This is a genomic window from Synechococcus sp. JA-2-3B'a(2-13) (assembly GCF_000013225.1).
Lineage (GTDB): Bacteria > Cyanobacteriota > Cyanobacteriia > Thermostichales > Thermostichaceae > Thermostichus.
Window position 1 is genome coordinate 2293596 of the sequence record NC_007776.1, and the last position, 13518, is coordinate 2307113.

Annotated in this window: 11 protein-coding genes; 6 read left to right on the forward strand and 5 right to left on the reverse strand. The window is 59.8% G+C overall.

Features of this window, described 5'->3' with window-relative positions:
• Positions 1-212: 212 nt before the first annotated feature.
• Together CYB_RS10435 and CYB_RS10440 are read right to left on the reverse strand one after the other, a co-directional pair.
• Positions 213-968: a precorrin-2 C(20)-methyltransferase gene (locus CYB_RS10435; protein ID WP_011433769.1), complete on the reverse strand. Its 756-nt coding sequence runs from the start codon at positions 966-968 to the stop codon at positions 213-215.
• A gap of 12 nt (positions 969-980) precedes the next feature.
• Entirely contained in the window at positions 981-1394 is a 414-nt protein-coding gene (locus tag CYB_RS10440) for an STAS domain-containing protein (protein WP_011433770.1), read from the reverse strand.
• 296 nt (positions 1395-1690) lie between these two features.
• Here CYB_RS10440 and CYB_RS10445 point away from each other — a divergent pair, with 296 nt between their 5' ends.
• A complete protein-coding gene (locus tag CYB_RS10445; protein ID WP_011433771.1) occupies positions 1691-6529 on the forward strand; it encodes a translocation/assembly module TamB domain-containing protein in 4839 nt (1612 codons plus the stop codon).
• Positions 6530-6609: 80 nt separating this feature from the next.
• Here CYB_RS10445 and CYB_RS10450 read toward each other — a convergent pair whose 3' ends face one another.
• Positions 6610-6912, reverse strand: a complete 303-nt coding sequence (locus CYB_RS10450) for a Mo-dependent nitrogenase C-terminal domain-containing protein (protein WP_011433772.1) — start codon at positions 6910-6912, stop codon at positions 6610-6612.
• Positions 6913-7572: 660 nt separating this feature from the next.
• Here CYB_RS10450 and bchB point away from each other — a divergent pair.
• The 4 genes from bchB (at position 7573) to coaD (ending at position 11063) form a co-directional block, all read left to right on the forward strand.
• Positions 7573-9105 (forward strand): ferredoxin:protochlorophyllide reductase (ATP-dependent) subunit B, encoded by a 1533-nt coding sequence (bchB, locus tag CYB_RS10455; protein WP_011433773.1) that lies wholly within the window; start codon positions 7573-7575, stop codon positions 9103-9105.
• A 56-nt stretch (positions 9106-9161) separates the two neighbouring features.
• Entirely contained in the window at positions 9162-10166 is a 1005-nt protein-coding gene (galE, locus tag CYB_RS10460) for a UDP-glucose 4-epimerase GalE (protein ID WP_011433774.1), read from the forward strand.
• Positions 10167-10227: 61 nt separating this feature from the next.
• On the forward strand, positions 10228-10563 hold the full coding sequence (cutA, locus tag CYB_RS10465; RefSeq protein ID WP_011433775.1) for a divalent-cation tolerance protein CutA: 336 nt from the start codon (positions 10228-10230) through the stop codon (positions 10561-10563).
• 20 nt (positions 10564-10583) lie between these two features.
• Positions 10584-11063, forward strand: a complete 480-nt coding sequence (gene coaD, locus CYB_RS10470; RefSeq protein ID WP_011433776.1) for a pantetheine-phosphate adenylyltransferase — start codon at positions 10584-10586, stop codon at positions 11061-11063.
• Positions 11064-11092: 29 nt separating this feature from the next.
• On the opposite strand, the gene CYB_RS10475 is transcribed toward coaD, so the two are convergent.
• Positions 11093-11452 carry a pentapeptide repeat-containing protein gene (locus CYB_RS10475; protein WP_011433777.1) on the reverse strand — a complete coding sequence of 120 codons (360 nt, stop codon included), beginning with the start codon at positions 11450-11452 and terminating at the stop codon, positions 11093-11095.
• Between the two features lie 487 nt (positions 11453-11939).
• Between CYB_RS10475 and CYB_RS10485 the strand changes: the two genes are divergently transcribed.
• Positions 11940-13052: an ATP-dependent 6-phosphofructokinase gene (locus CYB_RS10485; protein ID WP_011433778.1), complete on the forward strand. Its 1113-nt coding sequence runs from the start codon at positions 11940-11942 to the stop codon at positions 13050-13052.
• On the opposite strand, the gene hpxZ is transcribed toward CYB_RS10485, so the two are convergent.
• Positions 13004-13441: an oxalurate catabolism protein HpxZ gene (gene hpxZ / locus CYB_RS10490; protein WP_011433779.1), complete on the reverse strand. Its 438-nt coding sequence runs from the start codon at positions 13439-13441 to the stop codon at positions 13004-13006. The genes CYB_RS10485 and hpxZ overlap by 49 nt on opposite strands.
• Between the last annotated feature and the right edge of the window lie 77 nt (positions 13442-13518).

A 13518-nucleotide genomic window follows, 5' to 3' on the forward strand; every position in this document is an offset into this window, starting at 1 on the left:
TCATCTCTTTTTGGTTCAGGTCAATGAGGGATCCCAGCATTCTGGATTCGGATTCCTCAGCCTCTTTCCGTCACAGGACACCTGATTTTTTGGGGAAACAAGCTGGCTCGGCGCGAGCCTTGAGCTAAACAGAAATAAACGCAAAAAAACAACGACCAACCCCTGCTTCGGGCTTAATCGCCGGAAGGAACTCATTCCCTATCCTAGAAAACTCATTCCAGCTGTAGCTCGTTTTCCAGGTTAAGAGAATCTTGATTTCGGGGCCGAGAACGCAGGATCAGCAGGGAAAAGTAGGGGGGCCGGTAGTCGGCCAGTCCTTCCAGGGTGGGGAAGAGGGTTTGCTGAGGCCAGCCGGCCCAGACCACCAAGCTGGCCTGTTGCAGCCAACCTCTTTCGGCCAGCCACTGCCAAACCTGAGGGTAGACAGAGGCCACTTTCATGAGGACGACTACCTCAGCCCAGGCACAAGCCTGCTCCAGTTCCGAGAGGGCAAACAGAGCCGGTAAAATCGCCAATTTCTCGGAGCCGAGCACCAAGGGGGATCCCAGGGCAGCAGCAGCGGCTAAGGGAGAGCACACCCCCGGTATGGCCTGGATGGGCAAGGCGGGGATCCGCTGCCGCAGGGCTTGGGCCACGTAGGCAAAGGTGCTGTAGAGGCCCACGTCTCCCTCACAGATGAAGGCGACATCTTCTCCCCTTTCTAGGAGTGGGGCCAGTTGCTGGGCAGCCGCTTGCCAGGCAGCTTGCAGGACTTCCGACCGGGTGACAAAGGGCAGGCGAAGCGGCAAGAGGGTTTGTTCCGGTCGCAGCCAAGGGCGCACAATCTGATAGGCCAGGCCCGGCTGGCCGGCGGCATTTTGGGGACAGGCCACCCAGTTGACCGTGCTGAGGATGCGGGCTGCTTTGACCGTGATCCAGTCGGGATCCCCTGCTCCAGCACTGATCCCCCAAAAGGTTCCCAGACCCATACTTATTACGTATCAGGCGGTCTCTGTACTGCCCGTACTTCCTTCCTTCAGGCGATCCAAGGCTTCCTGCAAGGAGTTGCGCAAAGATAGGAACTTCTCCAGGCGCACCAGTTTCACCGTTTGGGTAATGCGGGGGTTGCTCACCACCTGAAAGATACCTGCGCGGCCCTGCACCAGCTTGGCCAATTGCACCAGGGCGCCGACGCCAGAGCTGTCGATGAAGTCGATCCCTGTCAAATCCAGGATCAGGTTAGGGGATCCCTCTTCCAGGTATTTGGTGACCACCTTAACAAAGACCGGCTCGGAAAAGGCATCCAGAAGGCCAGTCAGGTGAAAGACCTGGCAGTTTTCCAGCGCCTCGCGGCTGCCGCGCAAGCTGACCGTCAGAGATAGGGGTTCCGGAATGGCTCTTCTCCTTTCAACCATCTCGACAGAAGGGAACACCTGAGAGAGGCCCCAGGGTGGGTTCAATCTCGGGTGTGGAGATAGCTTAGCATCCCCGTTCTCCGCGGGAGACGGTATTTTTCCGCGGGGTCTTCGGGGGAATTACGCCTGGGAGCAGGGATCTCTTCTTTCTGTTCCCTCGTGGCAAGCCAGGAGTCCTTGGGTAGGATGGGGGCAACTGTGCCGGCAAGGTCGGCCCGCAGTGCACGAATGGCTTTTGGGAGCCTGTCAGGTTTTTAAGGGGTAGGCGGTTGGGAGAGGATCACCGAGATCCAAAGATGCAGCAGCAACGATTCAACCTTTCCCCCATCACTCTAGCTGGGGTGGGTTTGGGCTTGACGGCTGCCGCCTTTGGTGCCGCCTGGGGAACAGGGATCTACCTTCAAGATCACGTGCTGCCGCAGGTGGAAGCAACCCTCTCGCAAGCGATGCGCCGGCGCGTGGAATTGGGGGAGGTGAGGTTTCTGGCCCCCTGGCAGGTGAGCTTGGGAGAAAGCCGCGTTGAACATCTGGCCAGTATCGGCTCCATCGACCTCAGCCCTGATTTCTGGACTTGGCTGCAGACGGGTCAGTGGGTGCTGAATGTTACCCTAAACCAGCCGCAACTGCTGCTGATGGAAACGCTGGATCGCGGCTGGGCGGATGTGCAGTTTCAACTGCCCGAAGGGGAGGGATCCCTGCCCTTGCATGGGCTGAACATCCGTTTGCGCCAGGGATCCCTGACGGCCATCCCTTTGGTGGGGGAGCGACGCCAGTTTGATCGGCTGCAGGGCCAGGTGCAGGTGTGGCTGACTCACAATGCCCCGCCAGGAGAGGAGGATCTTTTCGGGGGGCGGGCCAGTTTCCAGGCGACGGCACGGTTGCTCCCTCGGGAGGGGGAGGGGGGGTACCCCCTGCAGCTCAGGGGGGTGGCGGATTTTGCCCAGGCTTCCGGTTCGGTGACGCTTTCTGCAGCTCGTCTGCCTTTGGATCTCTTGCCCAGTGTGGTGCCGGCGGCCCCTTTTGCGGAGGTGCAGGGGGAAACTGGCTTGGATCTCCAGGTGCTCTGGCGGCGGGATCAACCGCTGGAGTTGACGGGGCAGGCCCAGGTTCAACAGGCTCGGCTGGATCTGGAGAGGTTGCCCCATCCTTTTGAAGAGGTGAAGGGCTCCGTTCGCTTTACCTTGCAGGGGTTGGAGCTGGAGGGGGTGAGCGGTCGCTTTGGTCAGCTTTCCTTTGCCGAGCTAAAAGGCCCGGTGGTCTGGGAGCAAGGACAGGGGTTTGGTTTGCAGGCGGAAGTAGCGCCGGCCCGCCTGCAGCAGATCCAAGAGACGTTTGCCTTTGGCCTGCCGGTGGCGGTGGAGGGGGTGGTAGGGGGATCCGTAGCGGTCACCGGAGCCTTGGATCAGCCGCAGATCCGGGGACAGTTGCGGGGGCTTTCGCCGGGGCAGGTGGATCGCCTGCCGGTGTCGGAGTATGCCTTTGGCTTCCGCTTTGCGGATCAAACCTTGGCCTTGGAAGCAATTGACCTCAAGACTGCAGGGGGTCGCATCCAAGGCTCCGGCCAGCTGCAATGGGCTGCCGGCTTGGCAGGCCAGTTCGATCTTCAAGTCAGCGGAGCCGACGTGGAGCAGGTGCTGGCCCTTTACGGCCTCAACCTGCCCCGCCGGGGCGCTCTTCCTTGGGTGGGGCCGGTTTCCGCTCAAGTGCAGGTGGCGCTGACGGGATCCCAACCGCGGGCGGAGGCCACCTGGGCAACCCAAGGGGGAGAGATCGCCGGAAGAGGGCAGCTCCAGCTCTTGCCAGAGGCTGACGGTTGGGTGGTGGAGGTGCCTCAGGCAGTCTTGGCTGTAGAAGGAGGGCAGGCGCAGGTGGCGGGGCGGTGGGCAGGAGGGCAAGTGCAAGCCCAGGTGAGCCCCCAGAATGTGCCGCTGGCTTTCTTTAACCCCCAATGGACGGGATCCCTCTCTGGCGAGCTGACGGCGCAGCTGGACAGGGCGGCGGCAGCAGAAGTGGGCTTCCTGGGGGCGTTGCGGGCGCAAGGGTCGCTGGCTTTGTTGCAGCCTTTGGGAGCGAGGGGACGGCAGTGGGTTGAGGGCATCCGCGGCCAGGTGACTTGGGAGGGATCCGGACTGCATATCCAGGAGGCGGAGGTGTTGGCAGGTGGCACTCGCCTGGCCAGGGTCGAAGGGCAGATCCCCTTGGATCCCCAGACGCTGCAGGTGGGATCCCTGGATCTGAGCTTTACCACCGATGGGATTGCGCTGGCAGAAGTACCCGGCCTGCCGCCGCTGGTGAAAGGAGTGCTGCAGGGATCCGGCCAGATCCGCGGACCTCTGGACACCTTGCAGGTGACTGGCAAGGCGCAGTTGCGGGGCTTGCAGGTGGGAGATGTGGCCTTTGAAGACTTGGCCGGGCCCTTTCAGGGGTCTGTTCAGGGGACGGAAGTGGATCTGCGGGGGAAGCGGGATCGACTGGCGCTGCAGTTGGATCCCCAGTTTCAGCCTTTGCAGTTTCAGGTGCAGCGGGGCGAGGCGGAAATTCGCGGCCAACGCCGGCAAGAGGAGCTCCAGGTGGCAGTGAACCAGTTGCCTCTGGCTTTGCTGGGGGGGGTGGCTGCCGGGCCGTGGGCCAGTCTGCAGGGAACCCTCGAGGGGGAGGTGGCAGTTGACCTGGCAAGCGGCGCCGCCCAAGGACGGGCTGCGGTGGCGGATCTGCAGTTGGGAGGGATCGAAGTACGGGGCTTTTCGGTGGATTTCGACTACCAGACTGCGGGCGACTCCGGCTCTCCCCGGCTGACCATTGCTCAAGCCCAACTGGATTTGTTTGAGAGCACCTACACCGCTAGCGGCACCCTGGAGCTGCCGGCGGATCCCCTCCAGGGCGGTTTGGAGTCTACTCCAGAGGTTTCCGTTCCTCAAATTAACCTAGAGATCAGCACCCGCCAGGGCCGCCTGGAAGACATCGTCTCTGCCTTTAAGTGGCGGCAGTGGCAAGACATCACCACTCGCGGCTTCCGGCGGCCCCCCTTGGGCCCTGCCTCGGCGTTAAAGACCGACCCGGTTGGTTTGCCCAACCATCCTCTCCTGGAGCAGCTGGAGTACTATGCCCAGATCTTGGCCGTCCACCTGGAGACCTTGGCCAGCCGCATGGATCCGCTGTTCGCGTCAGCGGTGCGGAGCACTTTCCCGCCGCCCACAAGTCTGCGAGGGGAATTCCAAGCCAGCGTTAGCCTGGTCGGCAGCCTCAACCGGCCTAGCGTCAGCTTTTACCTTGAGGGCCAGAATTGGCAGGCAGAGGAGTTTGGCATCGAAAGCCTTACTGCCAGGGGCAGCCTGGCTGGAGATGCAGTGGTGTTGGAGCCGCTGCGGTTGCGCAGTGGCGAACGTCAAGCCCTTTTTGTGGGCAAGCTGGGCCTAGAGGAACAGTCGGGATCCTTGCAAATCCAAGGATTGCCTCTGGCTTTGCTGGACCGCTTCCTGCCAGAGGAGCTGGAGCTGCAGGGGGATCTCAACCTGGACGTGGAGCTGGCCGGCAACCTGCGGGATCCCCATGCCCGCGGATCCCTGACAGTGGTCAACGCCCAGATCAACCAGGTGCCGCTGCGGGAGGTGGGAGGACAATTTGACTACCAGCGGGGGCAGCTGCGCCTGGACGGTGCCCTGCTGGCCAATGGTGACGAACCCATTCGCCTCTTTGGCCTAGTGCCCTACACCCTGCCCTTTGCCGAGGTGCGGGCCGAATCCGACCAGATCGACCTCACCCTGCAAGCCAAGCATGGCGGTCTGCGCCTGATCAACCTCTTCACCGACCAGGTGCGCTGGGAAGGCGGCCAAAGCCAACTGGAGCTGGCCATCCGCGGCACCTTGCGAGAGCCCAGCCTGCAGGGGAACTTGAGCGTCAACTCGGGGATCCTCAAGCTGGCAGCCCTGCCGGAGCCCATTACCGACCTCACAGGCCAGATCGCCTTTAACCTCAATCAGCTGCAAGTCCAGGAGCTGCGGGGACAGTTGGGGGGTGGATCCCTTTTGGCTGAAGGCTTTTTGCCCGTCAACTCTCGCGGTGCCCTGCAGATGGACGAAACCTCGCCACCCTTAACTCTGCAACTCCAAGGGATCCAGCTCAACCTGCCCAACCTCTACACTGGCCATCTGGACGGCGAGGTGGCTGTCAGAGGGCTGCTTCTGCAACCTTTGCTCGAGGGGCGGCTGGAGGTTTCTCAAGGGATCGTGGATGTCAGCCCCCGCCGGGCAGAACCTGAGGCCGCAACAGCTGCCGCCGGCTCGACTTCGCCGGATCCCTTCTGGCAGCCGCGGCTCAACGGACTGGAGCTGGTCTTGGGGCCAGGGATCCGCGTGCAGCGTCCCAATCTGTTTGAATTCAATGCTGCCGGCACCTTGCGCCTGTTTGGCACTCCCCAGGATCTGCGCCCAGCGGGCACCATTGCCCTAGAGCGAGGCCGCGTCAACCTGCCCCTTGCCAACTTTCGCCTGGATCGCTCCCGCTCCAATACCGCCACTTTTGACCTAGACAACCCCTTCGATCCCTTCCTGAACCTGCGCTTGATGACCCAGGCCATCGAGGTCTATCGCTTTCCCCAAGAGCTCTCCCCCTTTGACACCAACCGCAACCTGCCGGGATCCCAGCAGAGCATCGAGATTTTCGCCACGGTCAACGGGCGGGCCAGCCAGCTGGCTGAGGCGGATCCCCGCAACGGGGTTCTGGCCCTTTCCAGCAGCCCCAGCCGCTCCCCCGAAGAGATCGTCGCCCTCCTGGGAGGCACAGCTCTGGCCCGCCTCAACCCCGAAGCGGGAGTGGCCGGCCTGGCCGGAACTGCCTTGCTCAACGATGTGCTGGACACGCTGCGGGACACCCTGGGCCTAGACGAGGTGCGCATTAGCCCCGTCCCCCAGGTCGATACCCGCGCTGCCAACCGCTCCTCGATAGGGCTAGCGCTGGAGGTGGCCCGCGATCTGGGGCCAGCCACTTCCATCTCGGTGCAGCGCAACCTAACGGATCCCTTTCAGCCCACCCGCTACAGCGCCCGCTACCGCCTCAACAAGCAAACCCTCACCCGCGCCAGCACCGACCTCGAGGGCAACAATGTCATTTCCATCGAGTTTGAGACCCGCTTCTAATGGGATCCGCTCCGGAGTTTGGCAGCAGGCTTTGGATGGCCAGGGATCCCTTGAAAAAAGATTTAGTGGAAAAAGCTGCCTTACAGGTAACGGCTAATGTCTTCTCCTCGCTCCGCCAAAAACGACAAGGCCCGGAAGCGCAGCCCTGCCACCTGGTCGTAGAGGGGGTTGAGCTTACACATGGGCGGAATGTGCATCACCTTATGGCCAAACAGCACCACATCTCGCTCAAAGGGGCAGCGGGCCGGGATCCACTGGCAAAGGAAATGGGCCAAGCGTGGATCGCGGATGCTAAAGTTATCCATAGCCGATTGAATGGGACGCAACGGAGCCTGCAACCAGTCGCGCAGGCGACCCGTGGACTTGAAAAGCACAGAAGTCATGGAACCAGGCAGCTCCTGAGGAGCTTTGCGAGCACGTTGCCAAGAAATCGTTGTGGAACCCATAAGCTTTCACCTCAACCTTTGAAGAAGCAGCAGCCTTTGGTCGGTTACGGCGCGCAAAATTACTAGCCATCGACAATTCTCTGTGTCGAGCTTGTATTCAGGGAAACATTAGCCATCTCTCTTCCCTCTGTTAGTCTGCCTTCTCCAACGGAAAGCTTGCTTCTGTAAACAAGAATCTCTGCTCAACGTTGTAGAGCTACATGTTTTGTCTCCAAAAGTTAACATGTAACGAAAAATACAAAAACTCCTCTGCTCTTGTCTGCTAGCCGATTCACCTGTCAGGATCCCTGAGGTTCCTCAGCTTGAACTTTGGGGCCAGATGGGTATCCATCGCTCCTATTTCTAGGATGGAACAAGCCCTTTGGGCGGAGTAGGGGGATCCCCGTAATCACACTTGCCTTGGCAGGGTTGTTTTTCTTTTGATCGAGTTTGGCTTGGGAGCGTCTCGGTTGGGAGTTACGGAGGATAACAGCCAAGGGATGCCGGCTGCTGGGCGTTCTACAATGCCAGGAGAGATTCCCAGCGGGTGCACATCCGGCGGTGGGTTGGGATCACCGATCTTGTCCTTGTCTTTTTTTATTTGATGAGAGGCTGCCCATGAAATTGGCCTATTGGATGTACGCTGGCCCTGCCCATATCGGCACGCTGCGGGTGGCCAGCTCCTTCAAAAACGTTCACAGCATCATGCACGCTCCTCTGGGAGACGACTATTTCAACGTGATGCGTTCCATGTTGGAGCGAGAGCGGGATTTTACTCCGGTAACCACCAGCGTCGTTGACCGGCAGGTGTTGGCGCGGGGATCCGACGAAAAGGTGATTCGCAACATCGTCCGCAAAGACGGCGAGGAGCAGCCGGATCTGATCGTCGTCACCCCCACCTGCACCTCTAGCATTTTGCAGGAAGATCTGCATCACTTTGTCCGGCAGGCCCAGTTGGCCAGTCGCTGCGATGTGGTGCTGGCAGATGTCAACCACTACCGGGTTAACGAATTGCAGGCAGCGGATCGCACCCTGCAGCAGATTGTGGAGTTCTATATCACCAAAGCTCGCAAAAGCGGTGAGTTAGACGGCCTGCCCCAAAAGACGGAGCGGCCTTCCTGTAACATCCTTGGCATTTCCAGCCTAGGGTTTCACAATGCCCATGATCTGCGGGAGCTGAAGGCGCTGCTGCGAGATCTGGATATCGATCTCAATCTGGTGATCCCCCAGGGAGCCAGCGTCCACGATCTCAAACACCTGGGGCGGGCTTGGTTTAATGTGGTGCCCTACCGGGAGCTGGGGCCGATGACAGCTCGCTATCTGCAGCAGGAATTCGGCATGCCTTACATTGAGATCACCCCGATGGGGGTGGTGGAAACGGCTCGCTTCATCCGCCAGATCCAGCAGATCCTAAACGAGCAAGGGATCCCTGTCGATTATGAAGCCTACATCCAGGAGCAAACGCTGCACATTTCCCAAGCGGCCTGGTTTTCCCGCTCCATCGACTGCCAAAACCTAACCGGCAAAAAAGCGGTGGTCTTCGGGGATTCCACCCACGCGGCGGCCATCACCAAAATCCTGGCCCGCGAGATGGGGATCCACGTGGTGTGGGCGGGCAGCTATTGCACCTACGATGGAGAGTGGTTCCAGGCAGAGGTGGGGGAATATTGCGATCAGATCTTGATGACGGAGGATCACACCCGCGTGGCGGACGCCATTGCCCAGGCGGAACCTGCCGCGATTTTCGGCACCCAGATGGAGCGGCATGTGGGCAAACGGCTGCGGATCCCTTGTGGGGTCATCTCGGCCCCCATCCACGTGCAGGATTTCCCTATCGGCTACCGGCCCTTTTTGGGCTACGAGGGCGCCAACCAAATTGTGGACTTGATCTACAACTCCTTTACCCTGGGCATGGAAGATCACCTGTTGGAGATCTTCGGTGGCCACGACACCAAGGAGGTGATTCACAAGAGCCTGAGCGCCGATTCCGACCTCATCTGGACGCGGGAAGCCCAGGCGGAGCTGGACAAGGTGCCCGGCTTTGTGCGCGGCAAGGTTAAACGCAACACCGAAAAATTTGCCCGCGAACGAGGCTTGACCGAGATCAGTGTGGAGGTCATGTACGCCGCCAAAGAAGCTTTTGGAGCTTGAAGGGATCCCGTCGGCAGCCTTTATCCTGGGTGGGATCTTCCATCTGACGTTTGCCTATGCGTCTCCTGGTTACCGGCGGGGCGGGCTACATCGGCAGCCACACCTGCAAAGCTCTGGCGGCCTCTGGCCATCTGCCCATCACTTACGACAACTTGGTTTACGGGCACCCCTGGGCAGTTCGCTGGGGGCCGTTGGAGATTGGGGATCTCGCCGACCGCCAGCGGCTTGATCAAGTCATCCAACACTATCGCCCGGAAGGGGTGATCCACTTTGCTGCCTATGCCTATGTGGGCGAGTCGGTCAAGGATCCCGGCAAATACTACCGCAACAATGTGGCCGGATCCCTGAGTTTGTTGGAGGCCATGCGGGATCACGGGATCCCTTACATAGTGTTCTCCAGCACCTGTGCCACTTATGGGGTGCCAGAGCGGATTCCTATTCCCGAAAGTCATCCGCAACGTCCCATCAACCCCTACGGCCAGAGCAAGCTGATGGTGGAGCAGATCTTGCAAGATTTCCAGGTTGCCCACGGGATCCGATCCATTAGCCTGCGCTACTTCAATGCCGCCGGAGCCGATCCCGATGGCGAAATTGGGGAGGCCCACGACCCGGAAACCCACCTGATCCCCTTGGTGTTGGAGGTCGCCGGCGGCCAACGTCTTCACATCACGGTTTTTGGAGATGACTACGATACCCCCGATGGCACCTGTATCCGAGACTACATCCATGTCACCGACCTGGCGCAAGCCCACGTGTTGGCAATAGAAGCGCTGGCCTCTGGCCGGCCCATACAACCAGCCTACAACCTGGGCAATGGCCGAGGCTTTTCCGTCAAAGAGGTCATTGCCACCGCAGCAGCCGTGACCGGAAAGCGGATCCCGGTGCAAATGGGAGCACGTCGACCTGGGGATCCCCCGCGCTTGGTGGGCGATGCCGGTGCCATCTTTCGGGATCTCAACTGGAAACCTCTCTACACCGACCTGGCCGAGATCATTCAAACTGCCTGGCGCTGGCACCAGAAGCGACCCTATTTCGGCAAATCTAGGCCCCCGTTGAGCTAGGAGCGTCTAGCTTGGCGGGCGATAGGATAGGGAGGAACCGCTTGGTTAACCACTGCCCCGCATGGACGATAAGACCACACCCGATACCCTCGCGGTTGTCATGACCACGGTGGGATCCGAAGCCGAGGCCCATCGCTTGGCCCATACCCTGGTGGCCGAACGTTATGTGGCCTGTGCCCAGGTCTTGCCCGGGATCACGTCCTACTATCGTTGGCAGGGATCCCTGCAGACCGATGCCGAGTTCCTCATCCTGCTCAAATTGCCCGCAACTGCCTACCCCCGCCTGGAACAACGGCTGCGAGAGCTGCACCCCTACGCTGAGCCCGAGATCCTGGCTCTGGCAGCCACTCAAGTGAGCACAACCTATTTGGCTTGGGCCCGAGACCAGGTAGGGTGAGGAATAGCACGAGGTTGGCCATGATCGCCCTCTACCCCGGCAGCTTTGACCCCATTACCCTTGGACATCTCGATGTTATCGAGCGGGCCAGTCGTCTCTTTTCTAAGGTGATTGTCGCCGTCTTGAAAAACCCCAACAAAACCCCTCTGTTCAGCCCCGAGCAGCGGCAGGCCCAGATTAGCCTGTCTACAGCCCATCTCAAAAATGTTGAAGTTGATACGTTTTCAGGTCTGACGGTGGCCTACGCCCGTCAACGGGGGGCAAAGGTGATCGTGCGCGGCTTGCGAGTTTTGTCGGACTTCGATGTGGAGCTGCAAATGGCCCACACCAACAAGCTGCTGGCTCCCGAACTGGAAACCTTGTTCCTTGCCACCGCCAGCGAGCACAGTTTTGTCAGCAGCAGCCTGGTGAAGGAAGTCGCCAAGCTGGGCGGCCCCATCGATCATCTGGTGCCCGCTCCGGTGATTCGAGATTTGCGGGAGCGCTTTCCCTTGGCCTGAGGGCTCAGGGATCCCCTCTCCTTCCCCAATCAAAATTCAAAGGGCTGCATCCCTGCCGTCACCGGATCAAACCCCACCGGGAAGCAGGTGCTGTGATTGTAGAGGGATCCCCTCAAATTGGCCCCTTCCAAGCAGGCTCCCTCAAGGTCGGCATAGCGCAGGTCGGCACAGCGCAGATCAGCCTTCGCCAGATTGCTGCCCCGCAGGTTGGCGTAGCGCAGGTTAGCCCCATGCAAATCGGATCCCTCGAGATTGGCCCCTCGCAGATCGGCCCCCCTCAAGAAGGCATACTCCAAGCAGGACTGGGGAAAATGGCGCTCTCCCCGCTGGTAGCGGCTGAGCAACTCTGAGGCCCCTTGTAGAGCACACTGGGCAATGGTTTGAGTCATGGTACTGCTCCCAAATCAGACTGGATGCCTTATTTCTATCCTCATCCCTATCATCGGGTTGACCAGGTTTTGATCATCCCTGCTTAACAAATAATTTCAGTTTTTGAGTGGATTGTTGCCCCCAAGTTTTTTTGGAAAGATCTATCCTCAGAGATATAGAAGTCTTTCCCAATCGGCAGCTTGTGCGGCAATGTTTCTTAATTCTTTTTGTGAAGAATACTTAACGGCTGGGCTTGATCGCCAACCCCAAACCCCACCGGGAACGCAAGCTGACCTGATCTTGCTGGGTTGTATGGATCCCTCAATTTCTTCTTTTTCAGCACTCCCCCAACCAGAAGGTGTTTCTCCAGAGCTGATTGAACCAAGATAATTGGGATAATGATCGACTGGATCACATCCGTAGTTTGCGATTGAGTAGGGATTCTCTGCAAGCGATATAGACCCTTATCTCTGTTCAGGATGTTCACCTTTCTTTAACTAGAGCTCTATGCCCAAACGTAAGCGAATCGGGATCCTCACCAGCGGCGGCGATTGTGGCGGCCTCAACGCCGTGATTCGAGCGGTGGTGCGGCGGGCCCGCGACTACGACATGGAAGTTTATGGCATCAAAGATGCGACGGCAGGGCTCATGGCTCGACCGGTGGAGGCGGAGCTGCTGGATGTGAAGCGGGTTTCCGGCATTTTGCGCTACGGCGGCACCATCTTGGGTACCGTGAACAAAGGCAACCCCTTCGCCTACCCTATGCCCGATGGCAGCTTGGTGGATCGCTCGGCAGAGGTGATCACCGGCTACCACCGGCTTGGGTTGGATGCGCTGATCGGGGTGGGGGGGGATGGCAGCTTGGCCATTCTCCGGCAACTGGCCCTGCAGGGGGATTGGAACTTTGTCGGGATCCCCAAGACCATCGACAACGATGTCGGTGCCACCGAGTATTCGGTGGGGTTCAACACAGCTCTGAGCGTGGCTGTGGAAGCTCTAGATCAGCTCACCTACACGGCCATCAGCCACAGCCGAGTCATGGTCATGGAAGTCATGGGGCGGGATGCCGGTCACATTGCCATCAGCGCCGGCATTGCCGGGGGGGCGCATGTGATTTTGATCCCGGAAATTCCCTACAAGCTGGAGAATGTCTGCAAAAGAATCCGCGACCGCAAAGAGCGGGGCAATAACTTCAGCATCGTGGTGGTGGCGGAGGCAGTTCGCACCGAGTCGGGGGAGCCGGTGACCTACACCAACAGCCTGGGGCAGTCTCTCTACGGCGGCATCGGCCATTACATCAGCAATGAGATCGCCCTGCGCACCGGCATCGAAACCCGGGTTATGGTTTTGGGCCACCTGCAGCGGGGAGGTACGCCTTCTCCTCTGGATCGCCTGCTGGGAGCAGCCTTTGGGGTGGCTGCTGTGGACTTGATCGCCCAAGGCAAATACGACCGCATGGTGGCCTGGCAAAATCGGCGGGTGGTGGATGTGCCCCTGGCAGAGGCCATCTCCCAGTATCGGCGGGTGGAGGTGGACGGGGCTTTGATCGCCACGGCCATTGGGCTGAATACCTACGTGGGCGAGGTGGATCCCCAGCTTTTGCGCAGCATTTCCCCCTGATCTTCCGGCAAAAACGACACGTGGGCAGAGACAATCTTCCAGCCGATATCGGGGAACCTGTACCACATCTGGCTTTGGCGGCCCAAGCGAGGGATCCCGTTCACCGGACGGCGAAACTCTAGGGTGACCGAGCCGCAATCTTCCCCAAAGGTGACCACCTGCAAACGCAGCATCTCGCGGGCCAAATTCGTGGGAGGGCGCTGTTGGCGAAAAGCCTTGATCTCCTCTCCCCCGTAGAGATTTTCCCCCACCCCAAAGCGCACCACCTGGGGGCCATCCCAAAACAGGCGGGTTAGGGTGGGCACATCATTGCTCGTCAGGGCAGCTTCGTACTGATGGTAGAGTTCGGTTAGCTCTGCCACCACCTCGGGGCGATTCACCACACTCATGGGCCGGGCTCTCGTGCAATCGAAATGGGATCCTATCGGCTCCAGGAGCAGCAGGAGGTTCTAAAAGAACAGCGGGA